The 17,201-nt window shown below is 50.2% G+C and carries 15 protein-coding genes and 2 tRNA genes; 11 read left to right on the forward strand and 6 right to left on the reverse strand.

The features are described from left to right. The first annotated feature begins 273 nt into the window (after window positions 1–273). The 4 genes from psbA (at window position 274) to aroC (ending at window position 3,661) form a co-directional block, all read left to right on the forward strand. Window positions 274–1,356, forward strand: coding sequence for a photosystem II q(b) protein (gene psbA / locus C7B82_RS25620; RefSeq protein WP_106259596.1), 1,083 nt, complete (start codon window positions 274–276; stop codon window positions 1,354–1,356). 156 nt (window positions 1,357–1,512) lie between these two features. Further along, entirely contained in the window at window positions 1,513–2,094 is a 582-nt protein-coding gene (locus tag C7B82_RS25625; protein ID WP_106259597.1) for a hypothetical protein, read from the forward strand. Window position 2,095: 1 nt separating this feature from the next. After that, window positions 2,096–2,491 (forward strand): hypothetical protein, encoded by a 396-nt coding sequence (locus tag C7B82_RS25630; protein WP_106259598.1) that lies wholly within the window; start codon window positions 2,096–2,098, stop codon window positions 2,489–2,491. Window positions 2,492–2,572: 81 nt separating this feature from the next. After that, complete coding sequence (gene aroC / locus C7B82_RS25635; RefSeq protein ID WP_106259599.1) at window positions 2,573–3,661, forward strand: chorismate synthase; 1,089 nt, start codon at window positions 2,573–2,575, stop codon at window positions 3,659–3,661. 71 nt (window positions 3,662–3,732) lie between these two features. Here aroC and C7B82_RS25640 read toward each other — a convergent pair whose 3' ends face one another. Further along, on the reverse strand, window positions 3,733–4,917 hold the full coding sequence (locus C7B82_RS25640; RefSeq protein ID WP_106259600.1) for a pentapeptide repeat-containing protein: 1,185 nt from the start codon (window positions 4,915–4,917) through the stop codon (window positions 3,733–3,735). 199 nt (window positions 4,918–5,116) lie between these two features. Here C7B82_RS25640 and C7B82_RS25645 point away from each other — a divergent pair, with 199 nt between their 5' ends. The 3 genes from C7B82_RS25645 (at window position 5,117) to C7B82_RS25655 (ending at window position 10,046) form a co-directional block, all read left to right on the forward strand. Next, complete coding sequence (locus C7B82_RS25645) at window positions 5,117–6,967, forward strand: PAS domain-containing sensor histidine kinase (RefSeq protein ID WP_106259601.1); 1,851 nt, start codon at window positions 5,117–5,119, stop codon at window positions 6,965–6,967. Window positions 6,968–7,254: 287 nt separating this feature from the next. Further along, a complete protein-coding gene (locus C7B82_RS25650) occupies window positions 7,255–8,298 on the forward strand; it encodes an ABC transporter substrate-binding protein (RefSeq protein WP_106259602.1) in 1,044 nt (347 codons plus the stop codon). Beyond that, a complete protein-coding gene (locus tag C7B82_RS25655; protein ID WP_106259603.1) occupies window positions 8,286–10,046 on the forward strand; it encodes a sensor histidine kinase in 1,761 nt (586 codons plus the stop codon). The genes C7B82_RS25650 and C7B82_RS25655 overlap by 13 nt, the downstream gene beginning before the upstream one ends. Window positions 10,047–10,091: 45 nt before the next feature. Here the strand turns inward: C7B82_RS25655 and C7B82_RS25660 are convergent, their stop codons facing one another. The 3 genes from C7B82_RS25660 to C7B82_RS31665 all read right to left on the reverse strand — a co-directional run bounded on the left by C7B82_RS25660 (window position 10,092) and on the right by C7B82_RS31665 (window position 12,214). After that, on the reverse strand, window positions 10,092–10,385 hold the full coding sequence (locus C7B82_RS25660; protein WP_106259604.1) for a hypothetical protein: 294 nt from the start codon (window positions 10,383–10,385) through the stop codon (window positions 10,092–10,094). A 156-nt stretch (window positions 10,386–10,541) separates the two neighbouring features. Then, window positions 10,542–12,032 (reverse strand): MBOAT family O-acyltransferase, encoded by a 1,491-nt coding sequence (locus C7B82_RS25665; RefSeq protein ID WP_106259605.1) that lies wholly within the window; start codon window positions 12,030–12,032, stop codon window positions 10,542–10,544. Next, window positions 12,029–12,214 (reverse strand): hypothetical protein, encoded by a 186-nt coding sequence (locus tag C7B82_RS31665; protein ID WP_146141267.1) that lies wholly within the window; start codon window positions 12,212–12,214, stop codon window positions 12,029–12,031. The genes C7B82_RS25665 and C7B82_RS31665 overlap by 4 nt, the downstream gene beginning before the upstream one ends. Window positions 12,215–12,328: 114 nt before the next feature. On the opposite strand from C7B82_RS31665, the gene C7B82_RS25670 reads away from it, so the two are divergent. Both C7B82_RS25670 and C7B82_RS25675 read left to right on the forward strand, forming a co-directional pair. Then, window positions 12,329–12,410 (forward strand) — tRNA-Tyr (locus C7B82_RS25670). 92 nt (window positions 12,411–12,502) lie between these two features. After that, window positions 12,503–12,574 (forward strand) — tRNA-Thr (locus C7B82_RS25675). Window positions 12,575–12,742: 168 nt separating this feature from the next. Here the strand turns inward: C7B82_RS25675 and C7B82_RS25680 are convergent. After that, window positions 12,743–12,925, reverse strand: a complete 183-nt coding sequence (locus C7B82_RS25680) for a hypothetical protein (protein WP_106259606.1) — start codon at window positions 12,923–12,925, stop codon at window positions 12,743–12,745. Between the two features lie 91 nt (window positions 12,926–13,016). After that, entirely contained in the window at window positions 13,017–13,172 is a 156-nt protein-coding gene (locus tag C7B82_RS32705; protein WP_181357686.1) for a hypothetical protein, read from the reverse strand. 741 nt (window positions 13,173–13,913) lie between these two features. Here C7B82_RS32705 and C7B82_RS25685 point away from each other — a divergent pair. Both C7B82_RS25685 and C7B82_RS25690 read left to right on the forward strand, forming a co-directional pair. Next, window positions 13,914–16,469, forward strand: a complete 2,556-nt coding sequence (locus C7B82_RS25685; protein ID WP_245940091.1) for a beta strand repeat-containing protein — start codon at window positions 13,914–13,916, stop codon at window positions 16,467–16,469. Window positions 16,470–16,553: 84 nt separating this feature from the next. Further along, window positions 16,554–17,117: a hypothetical protein gene (locus C7B82_RS25690; protein WP_106259607.1), complete on the forward strand. Its 564-nt coding sequence runs from the start codon at window positions 16,554–16,556 to the stop codon at window positions 17,115–17,117. Window positions 17,118–17,201 lie beyond the last annotated feature (84 nt).

Consider the following 17,201-nt stretch of genomic DNA (forward strand, 5'->3'; position numbering starts at 1 on the left):
GCATCATTTAAGCTTTACAAAACTTAAATGACACTGCCTCACGCCATTCGTTGAATTGCATTAGGCAATACTCAAAAGCCTTTCTAACAAGCGGTTTTGGAGAATAATTTCAGAGGGTAATCTCATTGACAAATATTCACAGACAGCGCCGACAAAGAAAAACGAATGTTAATACTATAAGAAGTAGGTAAAACCTGTAACTGGGTAAAAATTACCGAACATTCATTCTTTGGCTACGGATTTCTCCTGTAGTTTCTAGCAATTATTACCACTATGACGACAACCATTCAAAGACGCGAAAGCGGCAGTGTATGGGATCGGTTTTGCAACTGGATCACCAGCACTGATAACCGCATTTATGTAGGCTGGTTCGGTGTCTTGATGATCCCGACTCTGCTGACCGCTACTATTGCGTTCATCATTGCCTTCATCGCTGCTCCTCCTGTAGACATCGATGGTATCCGTGAGCCCGTCGCTGGCTCCTTGATGTACGGCAACAACATCATCTCTGGTGCCGTTGTGCCTTCGTCTAATGCGATCGGTCTGCACCTGTATCCCATTTGGGAAGCTGCTTCCCTGGATGAGTGGCTCTACAACGGTGGTCCTTACCAGCTGGTTGTGTTCCACTTCCTGATTGGCATCTTCGCTTACATGGGACGCCAGTGGGAACTGTCCTACCGCCTCGGCATGCGCCCCTGGATCTGCGTGGCTTACTCTGCACCTTTGGCTGCAGCTACGTCAGTGCTGTTGATCTACCCCATCGGACAAGGTTCTTTCTCCGACGGTATGCCTCTTGGTATCTCAGGTACGTTTAACTTCATGTTCGTGTTCCAGGCTGAACACAACATTTTGATGCACCCCTTCCACATGTTAGGTGTGGCGGGTGTGTTTGGTGGTAGCTTGTTCTCCGCAATGCATGGTTCACTGGTGACGTCTTCACTGGTGCGTGAGACCAGCGAGAATGAATCGGCAAACGAAGGCTACAAGTTCGGTCAAGAAGAAGAAACCTACAACATCGTCGCAGCGCACGGCTACTTCGGTCGGTTGATCTTCCAATATGCCAGCTTCAACAACTCTCGCTCCTTGCACTTCTTCTTGGGTGCATGGCCAGTAGTGGGTATCTGGTTCACGGCTCTGGGTATCAGCACGATGGCGTTTAACCTGAATGGGTTTAACTTCAACCAGTCGATTTTGGATTCTCAAGGTCGCGTTGTAAACACCTGGGCAGACGTGCTGAACCGCGCCAACCTTGGTATGGAAGTGATGCACGAGCGCAACGCTCACAACTTCCCACTTGACCTCGCATCTGGCGAACCCACCCTCGTCTCGATGCAGGCTCCCGCGATCGACGGCTAATCCACCAGTCTCTCGCTAAACAAAAGCGCTCTCTTCTATGGGGGCGCTTTTGTCTGTAAATAAAAAAGTTTTATAAAAGGTTGTTCTCACGGCAGCAAGTTCGATGAACTTTGCCAATAATGAAAGAAAGAATGGCATCAATGCTGGAGTGACACAATGGCTACCTCAAAGCATCCGACCGATCGCTTCCGTTCGGCGACCGATTTCCCGAAAACGGTGGAGCATCTTAGTTTGTCGGATGCCAGTCAGTTTTATGTCGAGATGCGAGACTGTCTGATTTTTACAAACCGAAGTCGATCGCAACTCATTCGTCGGAACGAAGAGCATAAGCAGACGATATCGACACTGCAGAATGATGCCGCCCGGTTAGAGCAGTTCATCCATCAGCTTGAGCAAGACAAACAAACATTAACTCAGAGCCAACAGGACAACATTACGTCCTTGAAGCAGGAATTAGGCACGATGTCTTCCCATCTGGATCAAATTTCCCAGGCGTTTAAGGATGTTGAGGATATCGGTAGCCCGATGGGAGCAATGGCATTCCCTGGTCGCTTTAACCGCTTTTGGCGAGCGTTGAAAGCATTAATTACCTGGTGGCGAGAAGAAAATGATGATTTCAGCGCGGGTTCAGGAACCTTGCCTCCTTCGCCTACACCCTTAAACCCAGAGGATCGTCAGGAAAACCCGCAAATGTATTCTGATCCGGCTTCTGTTCAACGATCGCTGCGCGATTTATAACATGGGCAAAAAACGCATTACTCAGTTATTGGATCAACTACAGACCAATCACCAGGCGGATCTTGTGAATGCCGCCCAAATTTTCACAGTAGCGCAAGTTGCGGTTAATCAGCTTAACCAGCAAGCAGAGACAAACTCTAATGCCCTACCCGCCACCCGTTTTCAGCCTCCACCTGTCCTTGATCAAGCCGCACTGAAACAACGGTATGGTTCATTCAATGGGTGTCGAAAAGCGGCAAAGCAATTGGGCATCCAGTTTCATCACAATCCAACATGGGCGCAGTTAGTCGCTGCCTTTCGCTATTTTGACGCACTGCAAACCCTCGTTCAAGACTATACAACGGCTTTTCCAGATGCCAATCTGCATAATGTGACGGTAGCATTCAAGCTGAAGTAGAAAAGGCTTTAGAAGCAGCTAATTTGACTTTAGATAGCCGTTTTCAATTACGATCGATCTTCCGCTATCTTTTTGGACACTATGGGCAACACCTTCGGTCATCTCTTTCGCATTACCACCTTTGGCGAATCGCATGGCGGCGGCGTAGGTGTCGTCATTGATGGTTGCCCACCCAGACTGGAGATTTCGGTCGAAGAAATCCAGGCAGAGCTCAATCGTCGCCGACCGGGGCAGAGCAAGATTACAACGCCGCGCAATGAAGCGGATCAGTGCGAAATTCTCTCTGGCATGATGGACGGCAAAACGACGGGCACGCCGATCGCCCTCCTCGTTCGCAACAAAGACCAGCGATCGCAAGACTACGACGAGATGGCAGTCAAGTATCGTCCGTCTCATGCGGATGCCACCTATGACGAAAAATATGGCATTCGCAGCTGGCAGGGTGGTGGACGATCGTCCGCGCGGGAGACCATTGGACGAGTGGCAGCAGGAGCGATCGCCAAAAAGATTCTCCATCAGGTCGCAGGCGTTGAAATCATCGGCTACGTCAAGCGCATCAAAGATCTAGAAGGCGTAGTTGATCCTGAAACGGTGACGCTGGAGCAGGTTGAGAGCAACATTGTCCGCTGTCCTGATTCCAACGCTGCCGATCGCATGATTGACCTGATCGAGCAGGTGCGGAAGGAAGGAGACTCGATCGGAGGTGTGGTCGAATGTGTTGCCCGTCAAGTGCCCAAAAGCCTGGGCATGCCCGTTTTTGACAAGCTAGAGGCAGATCTAGCAAAAGGCGTAATGTCCCTTCCAGCCAGCAAAGGCTTTGAAATTGGCTCTGGTTTTGCGGGCACATTGCTCACAGGCAGTGAGCACAACGACGAGTTTTATACCGATGAGAACGGCAACATTCGTACCGTCACCAATCGATCGGGCGGCGTACAGGGCGGCATCTCCAACGGCGAGAACATCATCATTCGCGTTGCCTTCAAGCCCACTGCCACCATTCGCAAAGAACAGAACACAGTGACGAATGAAGGTGAAGCAGTCACGCTCGCTGCGAAAGGTCGTCATGATCCCTGCGTGTTGCCTCGTGCCGTGCCAATGGTCGAAGCAATGGTTGCGTTAGTGCTATGCGATCATCTGCTACGCCATCAAGGGCAATGTGGCGTATTGTAACAGTATTGCGTTAGATGGATTGATAAGTTTGCAGGGTCGGCGCAGTTTACACAGGAGGTAGACTTTCAATACTAATTCACTATCCATCCGCCATCTTCAAGTTGAACCCAAGTGGAACCATCTGCATACCGTTCTGCACCAGTCAAACGAATTTTATCATTTACTTCTAAAGACCCGATCGTTGGAGATTTAATTCCCGGACTTGAACGAATGTAAATCCGTTCTGCGGCATAAGCTGCTCCGCCTGAAATAGCTTGCGGTCCTGGGCAACCAACACCAATCCGTTTTCCATCTGGTAACGTTGCACCACAAATTCCTACAAAAGGTAGCTCTGGCAAAGCTTGCGAAGATTGCTTCTCCGTAAGCTTTGCTGCTATCTGTAAAGCGTCATTCAGTTCAGGATCTAATTGAGCATCTTGCAAATTAGCTCCAGACAAATCAGCTCCTTGGAACTCTGCTTTTTCCAATTTTGTTCGTTCCAATTTTGCTCGCCTCAATTCGGTGTCTTTAAAGCTAGTTCCACGAAGGTCTGCTTCCTGAAGATTCACGTTGAAAAAGTGGGTCTTGGATAAATCTATATCTTTGAGAACTGCTTGACTTAAATCTGCTGTACTCAGGTCAACCTTAAGATCTCTCCGCTTAATGAGGTTGGCTTCTTTTAGAAAGCGAATCACCTGCCCTTTTCGTTGCCCATCACCCTTGAGTTGACGAAATACTGTCAGCGTTCTTGTCCGTGCGATGATACTGATTTCGTCCTCAGGTTGAGCGTTTCTTAGTGTGGGCATCAATCTTTCGATGTTGTCAATATAAGCATTGAAAGCCTTCTCTCGATCTTGGTCATCTGAGAGCTTTTGTTTCTCTCGATTTTGGTCGTCTGAGAGCTTTTGTTGATTTGAGCTTGCCCAGAATTGAAGCAAAAAGGCAGCTAATGCTAGTCCTAGAGGAACAACAACCAACTGCAATAAATCCCAGGCGGTTTTTCCTTGAAACCCTGTCCATGTAGGAAATCGTGGAGGAAGTGTTTTTTCGTATAAACCAAAGAGTCGGCGGTACTTTCCAATCGCAAGATTATTCTCTTTTGCTTTTTCGGCAAGCAGATACTCACGCTTAATTGGATCAGTCTCCAAATCAAGCGCTTTGAAACTTTCTCGCAGTTTAATCAAATCTTCTGATTCTTGAACCTGGGCATCAGTTGCTTGTTGCGAGAGTTGAGTGCCCGGTTCTACAGGTGGTTCTTCTAAAGATTCTTTTTTCATCCCTCAAAATATTAATTACCTAATCTGTCATAACACGTTTTTTTACGGTTGCCAATTCACACAATCAAAATAGTTAGATAAAATCGTGCCTAGCGATCGCAGCCTTCACCAATCCTCCGATACGTTAACCCACCAGCAAATTAGGGCACACTGGATACGACTCAGCCGTCGCTTCTGTTCTCGTTTTTCGGAGTGTTTGATGCCAATGCAGTCCACTCAATTAGGCTTGGAATCGAACAGTATAGAAACTGATCAAGCCACACTGCTGCGGGTGTTTGTCGAACAAAGCCCTGCCTCGATCGCCATGTTCGATCGCAACATGCGTTACCTGGTCGCGAGCCGTCGTTGGCTGGAAGATTACGATTTGGTCGATCGCGATGCGATTGGGCAGTCTCACTACGACCTTTTCCCCGATCTGCCGCTGCATTGGAAAGCCATTCATCAGCGGTGTTTGGCGGGCGCGATCGAGCGGTCTGAGGAAGAAGCCATCACCCATGCCGATAGCAGCATTGATTGGCTCAAGTGGGAAGTGCGCCCCTGGTACTACCCCACAGGCGCTCAGACGGGCACAATCGGCGGCATCATGATTTTTGCTGATTTGATTACACAACAAAAGGAACGTGCACTGGCATTACAGCGCATTAATGCCGAACTCGAAGCCAGTATTAAAGCTCGCAATGCTGAACTGGAACTGACGGTTGAACAGTTGCAACAAGAAATTTGGGAGCGCCACGCTGCCCTGCGCGATCGCAGAGAAGCCGAAGCTCAACTGCAACAACAAGAGCAGTTGTTACGCAGCATTTATGACGGCGTTAGTTGCTCCATTTTTGTTGTCAATGTCCTGGAAAACGGTGAATTTCACTACGCCAGCCATAACCATACATCCGAGCAGCTAACGGGGTATCCAAGCGCTGATGTGGCAGGTAAAACGGCAACTGAGCTGTTTGGTGTGGCTGAAGGGGTTGCCATTGATCAATTCCTCAGCCGTTGCGTTGGTGCCAGAACTGCCATTACAGAAGCCGAAACTCTAACCTTTGATGGCAAATCAACCTGGGTGATGACGACACTGAACCCATTGATCAATGCAGAAGGGCGATTGCACCGCATTGTCGGCACGAGCTTCAACATTACGGATCTCAAGCAGGCAGAAGCCCAGCTCAAACAACAAGCGGTGGACTTGGCACACGCCTTGCAAGAGCTAAAGCGCACCCAAACGCAAATGGTGCAAAGCGAGAAGATGTCAAGCTTGGGGCAACTGGTCGCTGGCGTAGCGCACGAAATCAATAACCCCGTCAATTTTATTTATGGCAACTTGCTGCACGCTAATAAGTACTTACAAGATTTACTGAGCTTGCTGGCGCTCTACCAACAGTACTATCCCAATCCTCACGCTGCCATTCAGTCTGAGATTGAAGCGATCGACCTGGAATTTTTGCTGGCAGATCTCCCCAAACTTCTGGTCTCCATGAAAGTGGGTGCCGATCGCATTCAAAAAATTGTGGCATCCCTGCGATCGTTCTCGCGGTTAGATGAAGCGGAAGTGAAAGGTGTTGATATCCATGAGGGCATCGACAGCACGCTGATGATTCTCCACAATCGGCTGAAGTCCAAGTCAGACTATCCTGCCATCCAGATTGTGAAGGACTACGGCACGCTGCCCAAAATTGAATGCTATGCGGGACAGCTCAATCAGGTGTTTATGAATATTCTCAGCAACGCGATCGATGCCCTCGATGAACAGAATCAGCAGCGCTCTTTAGCCGAGGTCAGCGCTCATCCGAGTGTCATTACGATTCAGACCAGGGTGGTCGGTGCAGATTTTGTCGCGATCCAGATCACTGATAATGGTCCTGGTATCCCCGACGCATTGCAAACCCGTCTGTTTGAACCGTTCTTTACCACCAAGGCAGTGGGTAAAGGGACAGGCATGGGGATGTCCATTAGCCATCAAGTGATTACAGAACGCCACAAGGGACGCCTAACGTGTCTTTCATCCTTTGGGCAGGGTGCAACGTTTGTGATCGAGATTCCCATGCGACAAACCACGTGAAACGGCTTAGGTGATTTCTGAGTTGCCCACGTTGCACTTCTCGGCACGCCCTCACCAGCGTTAGCCCATCGATGAATCAGGGAATACTGAAAGCGTCGCCTGTGGGTGCTACTTGTTTCATGGACGACGTTGCTGGAACGCAGAATGCATCGTAACGAACGTTCAATTCCCAGACTCTTTTTCACTCCTAGCTCAACAACGCCTTGTGATATCCGGCTTCAAGGGACGTTGTAAGGCAGGAATTGTCACATGCATTTGAGGTATAGATGGCTATGAAGCAGGTAAAGATGCGCTGGTTAAACGCGTTGAGCAACCGAGTCAGAAGTAAGAAGCAACGGTGGCGATCGATCACTGGCTTGTGCCTCATGGCCTTGATCATGAGCTTAATAGTTAATGCTTGTAGCCTGGGTCAAACACCGACACTGAAACCGCTGAAAATCGGCATTACGACCTGGCCCGGCTTTGATGTGGTGCTATACGCAAAAACTGCTGACCTCTTCAAAAAGCATGGCTTGGAGGTTGAACTGATTCGGTTTGAAAACCAGCAAGACTCTTCCCGCGCTGTCCTCCGGGGCGCACTGGATGCCGCCTTTGCGTCGCTTTGGGATGTTGTACAGGTCGATCCGGGCAACGACAAACCGGCGGTTGTCATGGTGACGAACATTTCGCACGGTGCCGATGGCATTGTTACGCAAGCTGGCATCAAAGCCGTTGAAGCACTGCGCGGCAAACGGGTCGGTGCCAAACTAGGTACCGTGAATCATTTGATTTTGTTAGAAGCATTGAAGCTGCATCACATCAAGCCAGCGGAGGTCAGAATCGAAGATGTTTCCAATGAATCTGCCGTTGAACTCATGGAGCAAGGCAAACTGGACGGAGCCGTTATCTGGGAGCCACTGTTGGGTGCGACAGCGAAAAAAATTAAAGGCAACATTGTCTACACTACCAAAGAAATTGACAGCCTTGTCATTGACACCCTGATGTCCCGATCGACTGCCGTCGCTGCCAAGAAAGCAGAACTCACCCAATTTATTTCTACCTGGCTGGATGTCATGCATGCGGTTGATGTCGAACCAAAAGCCGTTTTCGAGCAAGTTGGGAAGCAAATCAATCAAAGTGGTGCGTCCTTTGGCAGCGACTATGCCGGACTCAAAAAAGGGGATATCTCTCTACAACAGCGCATGTTTCAGTCGCAAAGCAGACTCAAGCAAGCGATCGCCCAAATGTCGCAGCTTTTGAAGGATGACCCCCGCGCCGGACGCGCCCCGCGCGAGGATATTGAAATTGATGCTGCACCCGTTACCACTGCGATCGAGGGATGGAAATCTTGAAGCAGTTTTTCCGCATCCGACAACAAAGTCTTTCTAAGCAACTCTTGCTTGGCTTTGGACTCTCACTTACAACAGTTGGGCTGGCAACGATGTGGGTTAATTACCGTTTGATTCAGGCAGATTTAGCCCAGCAGGTCAAACAGCGCGCCCAAACCATCACGCAATCGCTGGAGTTCTCCACTGAAGGTTTGCTGGCACGCGAAAACCGCAATATCCTACGCCGGGTTGTACAAAACTACGCGACCTTACCGGCTGTGGTTGAAATTACGGTGGTCAGTCCCGATAACCTGATTTTGGCTCAGAGTTCGCAAGATACCGTGCAGTTCTCTTCTTCTGTGGCAGGAAATTCCTTCCAAGCCAAACATCCAGAACTGACAACCGCCCTTGAGCAAGCCTCACTGAAGGGTACAGAGAGCAGCCAGGAAATTGTGGTTGATGGCAAACCTGCACTGGCGCAAATTTTGCCGTTTAGTAGCGTGCTGTTTGGCACTTCGGGACGACGAGGATTGGTCATTGCGATCGTCGATTTAAAGCAGATGCAATTCGATGCCGAAAAGTCGTTCTTTACCTCTACCCTCGTTCTGCTGGTGGGCGTGGTCGGCATCCTTTTATTCATGGGCATCATCATCCATCGCACGGTGCTGCATCCTTTAAAGGCGCTTAACGATGCGGTAACCAGTAGCAAACAAACGGGCGTTTTCACGATGCCTCAGGCTCTTCTTGCCAATGAAATTCGGTTTCTAGCCACCACCTTTGACAAAGTGCTCAAAGAATTACAGGCGCACAATCAACTGAAATCGGAGATTGCACAACGCAAGCAGGTCGAAGCAGAATTGCGGGAAAGTGAAGCCAGCGAAAAGCAAAAAACCCGTGAGCTTGAGCAGACACTTCAAGAACTGCGCCACGCTCAAACGCAACTGGTACAAAGTGAGAAAATGTCGAGCCTGGGGCAACTGGTGGCGGGTGTCGCGCACGAAATCAATAATCCTGTCAACTTTATTTATGGCAACCTGCTGCATGCCAACGAGTATACGCAAGATTTACTCAATCTGCTGGCACTGTACCAACAGCACTATCCCAATCCCCATAATGCCATTCAGGATGAGGTGACGGCGATCGACCTGGAGTTTTTGATGGCAGATCTCCCCAAACTTCTGGTCTCCATGAAAGTGGGTGCCGATCGCATTCAAAAAATTGTAGCGTCGCTGCGATCGTTCTCGCGTCTAGATGAAGCCGAAGTGAAAGATGTCGATATCCACGAAGGCATTGACAGTACGCTCATGATTCTCCACAATCGGCTGAAGTCAAAATCAGAGTATCCTGCCATCCAGATTGTGAAGGAATACAGCATCTTGCCCAAGATTGAGTGCTACGCGGGGCAACTCAACCAGGTGTTTATGAACGTTCTTAGCAACGCAATCGATGCTCTGGACGAACAGAATCAGCAGCGCTCTCCCGCTGAGGTAGCAGCGCAGCCCAGCATCATTACCATCCAGACACGATCAAGCGATCACGAGACTGTGGCCATTCAAATTGCCGACAATGGACCTGGTATACCCGAAACCGTCCAAAAACGTCTGTTTGACCCGTTCTTTACTACCAAAGCTGTGGGCAAGGGTACTGGCATGGGGATGTCCATCAGCCACCAGGTGATTACCGAACGACACAAAGGCAGCTTGCAGTGTTTCTCAGTCCCCGATCAGGGTGCGACCTTTGTGATTGAGATTCCGATTCGCCAGACTGCGTGATGCTTTGTCGATCGTTTGATAGCGGTGTTGCTGCTTTGGCAAAGGCTAGATAGCCTCAACTGGTACCAAGGTTTCTAAAGACAAATAGTCATGAGCCATCTCAGCCGAGCGCAATGACAGCCATACCGTGTAGCCAGCCTTCGATTTGGTCAGGGCAGCTTGTTGATTCTGCTCACAGAGGTTGGTTCCCAAGCTGTATGCCTGTTGCTGCTGACTGAGCGGAAAAGAGGCAACGCAGCGGTAGAGATTCGTGCCGTAGCGCATTCCCTGATGAACGTTGTCACCGTCCCAAAACTTAAACTCAGACACTAATCGTGCTGGAATGATGGCAGGAAACATGCACTGAATCATGCAGAACGGAATACTATGCGTTTACATCACTATTGTACTTCGTTAAGAAGTGTATCGTCACTACTGTACTTCGTTAAAAAGTGTATCGAATCTTCCTGTTGGATGAATTCAATGCTGTGCACCTGCACCTATGACATAGCCGTTTTAAAAATCGAAGTAGATGTATGGCAGGGAGCCTTTGGGTGCCAGAATCCATACTAAAAACAGGCAGAGCGGCACTAGCATGAGCTTGATGTGCCAATTGAGCTGTAGTTTGAAGACGCGATCGCAGGTGTACGCAACGCCCATGCAGACTATCAGCGCCCAGAGCAACAGCGCAATTTGCAGCAGCCCCAGCCCGATCGCTTCTAAATAAACTTTTTGAGCAAACTGAGCGTCGGCGGCATGTCCCCACAGGCGCTGTACCACCAGCCAGGAGTCTTTCAAGTCTGGCAATCGAAAGAAAATCCAGGTGGTAAAGACCATGCCTTGCGTGAGTCCCCACGCCAGAACCACACCTGGTAGACTTTGCCATGCCCGCTCCAACCAGGAAAACCGTTTTGAGAGTGCTTCCGCCAGTCGGTGCACCACTAGCGCGATGCCATGCAGCAGTCCCCAAACGATGAAACCCCAGGCGGCACCATGCCAAAGTCCTGCGATCGCCATAATGATCATGAGATTCAGACACGTCCGCAGCAAGCCCTGGCGCGAGCCACCCAACGGGAAGTAAAGATAATTGCGCAACCAGTCGCCCAGCGTCATATGCCAGCGTCGCCAAAAGTCTGCAATGCTGGTGCTGAAATAGGGGAAGTCAAAGTTTTGCGGTAAGTCAAAGCCTAGCAACACAGCACTACCGCGTGCCATATCGACATAGCCGCTGAAGTCGAGATAAAGCTGCAGCCCATACGCTACAGTCGCCAACCATAGATCAGCACTACCTGCCCGCTGTAGGTTTTGAAAGCTTAAATCAACCAAAACACCCAGATTGTCTGCCAGGAGCCCTTTTTTGACTGCACCACAGGCAATCAACCATACTCCTTCGACGAGGCGATCGACACTGGGAAACGTCTGCGTTTGCACTTGAGCGGCGAGTGGGTGATAGCGAGTAATCGGGCCACTAATCAGCTTGGCGAAAAACAGCTTGTAAGCAGAAAAATCAAGAAACCGCTGTGCCGCTGGCGCTCCACGATACACATCGACCAGATAAGCAATGCACTCAAAGCAGAAAAAGCTCAGTCCCAAGGGTACAACTAGATTAGAGCGCGTCCACACCGCCCGCTCTTGTAGTATTGGATTCCCGATCAGCGCCCCAACCGTAGACAGCAAAAAAGGAATGTACTTAAAGCCCAACAGCAGTAAAACATTGACCACAATCCCTAGCCACAGCAGCCTCACCCGTTGTCGATGCCAGTCTTGTTGGGCAAACTGCCAGTCTTCAATCCGCCAATCGGGTGGCACTGCAAGCGCCTGCCCCAATTGAAACGTGACCCACGTGCCAGCCAGCAGCAGCGGAATGTACTGCACCTGAAAGGATGAGTAGAAGACGATACTGGCAGCAAGCAGTGCCCACATGCGGAGCCACTGCTGTTGCACCGACCAGTAAATGCCAATCACGCTTAGCAGGAACAGTCCGTAGGTGATGGAAATGAAGGTCATGCGATCGAAGGGGTGATGGTCATGCAGAGAGAGACAGAAGCAATGCCGCTCGCGTTGATTATAGTGAAGGTCTGCACATTCGCACAGATTCTTGACGTAACGGCGCGATCGATCGGTCTCTTGCGGGTTGCAGGTTGCAAATTGTGGACTTCAGGTAGGGTACGGCTAGATGTCAACGGCATGTCAGCCGATCGAAGTGAATCGTAGAGCTGCACGAATTGTTTCGCGATTAAAATCTCACTGACTATGAATCTGATGCACCCTGTTGTGCTAGGATCAATTTCCGTGGGTGAAGTGGGTCGATGCCCGAGTGGTTAATGGGGGCGGACTGTAAATCCGCTGGCTACGCCTACGCTGGTTCAAATCCAGCTCGGCCCATCCACGTTGAAAGGATGAAGTATGAATGATAAACGCTAAAAGAACCGTGTTCTTTTTAGCCTTTATCCTTAAGCCTTTATCTTTTCCTAAATGCCCGTGTGGCTCAGTGGTAGAGCACACCCTTGGTAAGGGTGAGGTCACGAGTTCAATCCTCGTCACGGGCTCTTTATTGCAGAGGCTTTCAACGTCCAAAAATCGCACTTCTGGCCCAAGCCTTAGTCAGGTTTAGGTCAGCGAGACGAGAGAAACTGTCTCAAGCTGGTTTCGCATCAGCATAGTAGCCAGTGACTTACAGCTTGGCCTGCATTTCCCCACCACTGTGAGGCTTAGGATCAAGCTTCGGCTCTAACTTTGCGGGACGGCAAGGCGTAGGCAGAAAGCCAATCGCGATAGTCTAGCGCTTCCTCTTTAGAGCCAAAGACGGGTGTGCTCAGAAAAGGTAAGTGCGCGATCGTGCATGAGCGAACGAGGTAAATCGATACGCCCCATTGCAAATACCAATAGCGTTTTTGCATAGAGTTAACAGGATCAACAGGGATGAGGCTAAACCACATCTTTAGCTCCAATTAAAACTAAATTATTTCGGCAAGTCCTTTGAGAAACCACTCATACGGGTGAAGGGCTAAGATTCAACCACTGAGGCATCAAGCGAGATTCTGTAGCAGATGAACCGTTTGCAGGATGCTCGATCGAGTAAAGGCGTGCTCTCACAATTTTTTCCAGGCAGGCAAACAAGCGATCGGTGTCTGCGTTTAGGCACAAAGAATTAGGCGGCCACCCGAACGAGCGGTTGGCAAAAAAGTATTAGGAGCCAGTTGAAGTATCCATCGGGCTCTTTTGTGTCTCATCCATCACCACAACGCCATCACTACTTGGTTAGCATTACCCATACGGCAAATGGCGTATTTTTGCATCATGATGGGTGCCTTTTGCTCTTCAAATTCGAAATTTGCTGCTGAAAAGACAGATGTTCCTTAATGCCTAGTTCTTCTATTAATCACGGTTAATATTATTTTTTGAAACTCTAAAAAACCCATTCAATAAAAGGTTTTAGGAAAAAGAGTATTCAGATCGATCGCTGTTTTCGATTTCAATATTCATTGAGAAATGCCATTTTTTTAATGAAATTCATATCTTTGTAGCAACTCAGCACTCAGCACCTGAGATACAAATTTACGTAAAGACACCGAGAACAAAATATTGTCTATTCGGGCACACTTTATCTAGGAAGATACTTAAACCCAAGCAAAGACGAACGTTGCTGGAAAGCGTCCTCATCTAACGCCCTAATCGGATGAGGCAACAAAGCGTTCTAATCGATGTGTTGTGAAGAACAACTGCACTGACATTTCGTCTCCAATGAACTCGGTGCTGTGTGTCTTGTAAAGCAGCTTTGCTTCAGTAGCGCGTAAGAACGTCCGAGCCCGACGTTAGCCTCTTACGCTCGCTCGTTCATCGTTTTAACTAATCGCCAAACTCACACATGGTTGCAAGCCACATCAAATGGATGCCGTAAGGCTCTGTTTAATCGACGCTCATCTGTGTGTGCGATCGCGCTTTTACTGCCTCTTCCGCTTTTCAGGCGTGAATCCAGCTGCGGTTCTGATGAACACAGATGCAGTCTGGTTCAAGCTGCCACCTGCGATCTACAGCCTTACTCAGGATATGAACACTCAAACCCGTTGGTCTTACTGCAAACTTTTAGCCGCAACTCTGCTAGTGGGTAGTTTACTGCCTCTAGCCTCTCGTGTACTTGCCGATGGCACGTCTGCTGGAACCACCATCAGCAACACCGCTACAGCCACCTACGAAGACCCCAATGCTCCGGGAACCACCATCAACGCCACGTCCAACACGGTGACAGTCACTGTTGCAGAGGTCGCAGGTGTCACGGCGACCCCACTGGCAATTACCGATGTGAACGGTGGCACGGTGCTGCCAAATGATGTCATTAACTATGACTACCGGATCACCAACGTCGGCAACGATCCGACTCGCTTCTTTATCCCTAGTAGCGCAACGGTGACAGGCCCTGGTACAGCCGGGACATTACAATACAGTACTGACGGTGGAACGACCTTTAATACTGTGACAGCAGGAGGCTTGACAACAACGTCCATTCCGGCTGGCAGTTCGGTCATTGTGCGGGTGCCTGTCACTATCTCTGGGCTGGCTTCCTCGGGTGCAACTGTTGCTGTGCGTTTGGGCGACACCGGAGCGAATGACAACAGCGCGGCTACCCAAAACCAACCTGATGTCACCGATGGTGCTACTGCTGGCGAAATTCGGACGGTTGACAACCTGGATGGTACTACTAATGAAGCAACGGGTGTGCCTACCAATGGTGAACGGGAAGCCAGTGTGACGCAACAAGTCCTGGTGGGTTCGCAGCCTCAAGCCTTTGCAGCGATTCTCAAGACCCGCACAGCTTATAGCGATTCCAGCACGACCGCACTCAATGACGATGTATTGACGTATGGATTGTCGCTGCGGGTGGATGCGACTGCCCCTGCTGGAACCGCTGGACTTAGCCCTGCGAACCTGGCAGGCACCACGATTAACGTAAACGGTGGTGCTGTGACGCGTGTGCTGGTATCAGATGCAGTTCCGGCAAGCACAACCTTGTCTGGAACGCCAGTTGCTCCAACTGGATGGACGATCGTTTACACCAATAGCCCCACTACCACTAATGCGAATGCAGCAAACTGGGTCACAAACGTCGCGACGATCGGCGGTATCGGCAATGCCATCCGGATTGGTTTCGTTAACAATGGGCCCATCACCGCTGGCACCACGGTTACAGGCTTTACATTCCAGGTAACAACGACGGGAGTGACAGGCACAACGACGATCGCTAACCTAGCTCAGGTCTTTGGTCAAACGGCAGGCGGCGGTACCACGCTGGTTTACGACGAATCGGGTGATCAGACTCCCAGCAACTTCAATGACGATGGCACAGCGGGCTCGATCACACCGACCAATGGCGTTGCTAACCCTACGACAGATGGTATCGATAGCAACAACAACAATACCGCTACGGGTCCCGGCGGTGAAGACAACGTCTATACCGTGGCGGCAGCAGGCACCATTCTTAACGGTTCCAACGGGCAGCCAGGGGCAGTTGGGCCAAGCAACAACAATGATGACTTCACCAACAAGTCATCCACAGTGCCAGCGAACCAGACACCCAATACAACCATTGATCCAAATTCAGTTACCTTCCTGAACACGATCAATAACCCGACTACAGGCAGTTTGAGCAATATTCTGCTAGTACCGGACTCTGTCAACTTCACCCCTGGTACAGGCGAGGTTCTACCCCCTACAGGGACAACCGTCACACTAACCTATGGTGCTCAAACGGCAGTCTACACCTACAACGGCACCAACTTCATCTTCACCTCTGGCACCGCCATTATTATTCCCACGCTGACCGCTGGCACGTCGGTGAACTACAGCGTGGCTGTAGATTTGCCGACTGGCACCGCCCTTTCCACCGATACTGGCAATGGGTTCTCTATTCCTATTTACGCCTTCCAGGATGTGAATGGAAACGGCAGACCGGATCTGGCGGCCGCAGAACCCACTCAAAACCGAACGATCGATCGCGTTTACACCGGCTTCCTGAAGGTAGTGAAGGATGCTCGCATCCTTGATACCGATGGTACGACGGTGGTTGAGAACTATACGCAGACCCCAACGGCTGCCAATCTGCGTACTGGCAGATTCATTGAGTACCGTATTACCTACACAAATATTTCGATCGCTCCCGTCGGTGCAGGGAACGTCACCCTCAACGCAGGCAATGTGGTCATCACTGAGGATGGCACCGCTGGCACCAACACATGGGCGAAAGATAACGATACCAACGGCACGATTGATACCAGCAATGTGGTGGGTTCAACGACTGCCCAGTTCGGCACGATCGCTTACTCCCCCAGCGGCGATCAGACGGGAACGACGGCAGCAGCGGATGTCACCCGTTACACCAACACGCTAGCCATCTCCATACAACCCGGAGCCAGCGGCACCTTCATTTTCCGCCGCAAGATCAACTAGACCAATGGCACCCTAATCAGCGGTTTCTGCAAGGAATCGCTGACTCCCACTTTATTCATTACCAAGCTTATAGAGGTTGAAAGCATGAAACGTCAATTCGCACTTGGTCTGAGTGTCGCGGCTGTGATCCTGACCATTCCCTTCGCCAGCAAATTGCCCGTTGTGGCGGGTTTGTTTAACTCCGATGTGGCGATCGCCAAAGCGATGCAGCATCCGAAAGTACAGCTGAATCTGATGGGTGAGAAGCAAGTCATCAGCAAAGATGCTCAAGGCAAGGAAATCATTTCCTGGCAGGGTGGACAGTTGGCAGCCCAACCGGGTGATGTCTTACGGTATCGCCTGATGGGTAAGAACGAGGGCGATCGTCCCATTAAAAACCTGACTCTGAATCAATCGATTCCCAAAGGAACAGTGTTTGTCCTCAAATCCGCTAAAGCTACTTCCAGTCAAGCAGCACGGATGACCTACAGCATCGATACCGGACGCAGTTTTGTCGAAGCACCCACAGTGCAGGTAACACTGCCCAATGGCAAGGTCGAAACCCGCCCTGCTCCGGCTGAAGCCTACACCCACATTCGTTGGAACCTGCCCAATATGCTGGCGGCAAAAGCCCCCGTTAACGCGGAGTACCAGGTGAAAGTGCGCTAATTGTAGCCTCTGATCTGATCTGATGGGTCGGCCTTCAAGGTTGTAACGGCTGTTGCCGACCCTATTTCCTCAATTTAGCGTTTG

It is taken from the genome of Stenomitos frigidus ULC18 (assembly GCF_003003795.1).
In the GTDB taxonomy this organism is placed as follows: Bacteria; Cyanobacteriota; Cyanobacteriia; order Leptolyngbyales; family Leptolyngbyaceae; genus Stenomitos; species Stenomitos frigidus_A.

Coding starts and splice junctions, on each gene's coding strand:
- C7B82_RS25685 (WP_245940091.1), top strand. CDS start 13,914: ATGGATGCCGTAAGGCTCTGTTTAATCGACGCTCATCTGTGTGTGCGA.
- C7B82_RS31665 (WP_146141267.1), bottom strand. CDS start 12,214: ATGCCGTTGACATCTAGCCGTACCCTACCTGAAGTCCACAATTTGCAA.
- C7B82_RS25645 (WP_106259601.1), top strand. CDS start 5,117: ATGCCAATGCAGTCCACTCAATTAGGCTTGGAATCGAACAGTATAGAA.
- aroC (WP_106259599.1), top strand. CDS start 2,573: ATGGGCAACACCTTCGGTCATCTCTTTCGCATTACCACCTTTGGCGAA.
- C7B82_RS25665 (WP_106259605.1), bottom strand. CDS start 12,032: ATGACCTTCATTTCCATCACCTACGGACTGTTCCTGCTAAGCGTGATT.
- C7B82_RS25640 (WP_106259600.1), bottom strand. CDS start 4,917: ATGAAAAAAGAATCTTTAGAAGAACCACCTGTAGAACCGGGCACTCAA.
- C7B82_RS25655 (WP_106259603.1), top strand. CDS start 8,286: ATGGAAATCTTGAAGCAGTTTTTCCGCATCCGACAACAAAGTCTTTCT.
- psbA (WP_106259596.1), top strand. CDS start 274: ATGACGACAACCATTCAAAGACGCGAAAGCGGCAGTGTATGGGATCGG.
- C7B82_RS25690 (WP_106259607.1), top strand. CDS start 16,554: ATGAAACGTCAATTCGCACTTGGTCTGAGTGTCGCGGCTGTGATCCTG.
- C7B82_RS25680 (WP_106259606.1), bottom strand. CDS start 12,925: ATGCAAAAACGCTATTGGTATTTGCAATGGGGCGTATCGATTTACCTC.
- C7B82_RS25650 (WP_106259602.1), top strand. CDS start 7,255: ATGCGCTGGTTAAACGCGTTGAGCAACCGAGTCAGAAGTAAGAAGCAA.
- C7B82_RS25660 (WP_106259604.1), bottom strand. CDS start 10,385: ATGTTTCCTGCCATCATTCCAGCACGATTAGTGTCTGAGTTTAAGTTT.
- C7B82_RS25625 (WP_106259597.1), top strand. CDS start 1,513: ATGGCTACCTCAAAGCATCCGACCGATCGCTTCCGTTCGGCGACCGAT.
- C7B82_RS25630 (WP_106259598.1), top strand. CDS start 2,096: ATGGGCAAAAAACGCATTACTCAGTTATTGGATCAACTACAGACCAAT.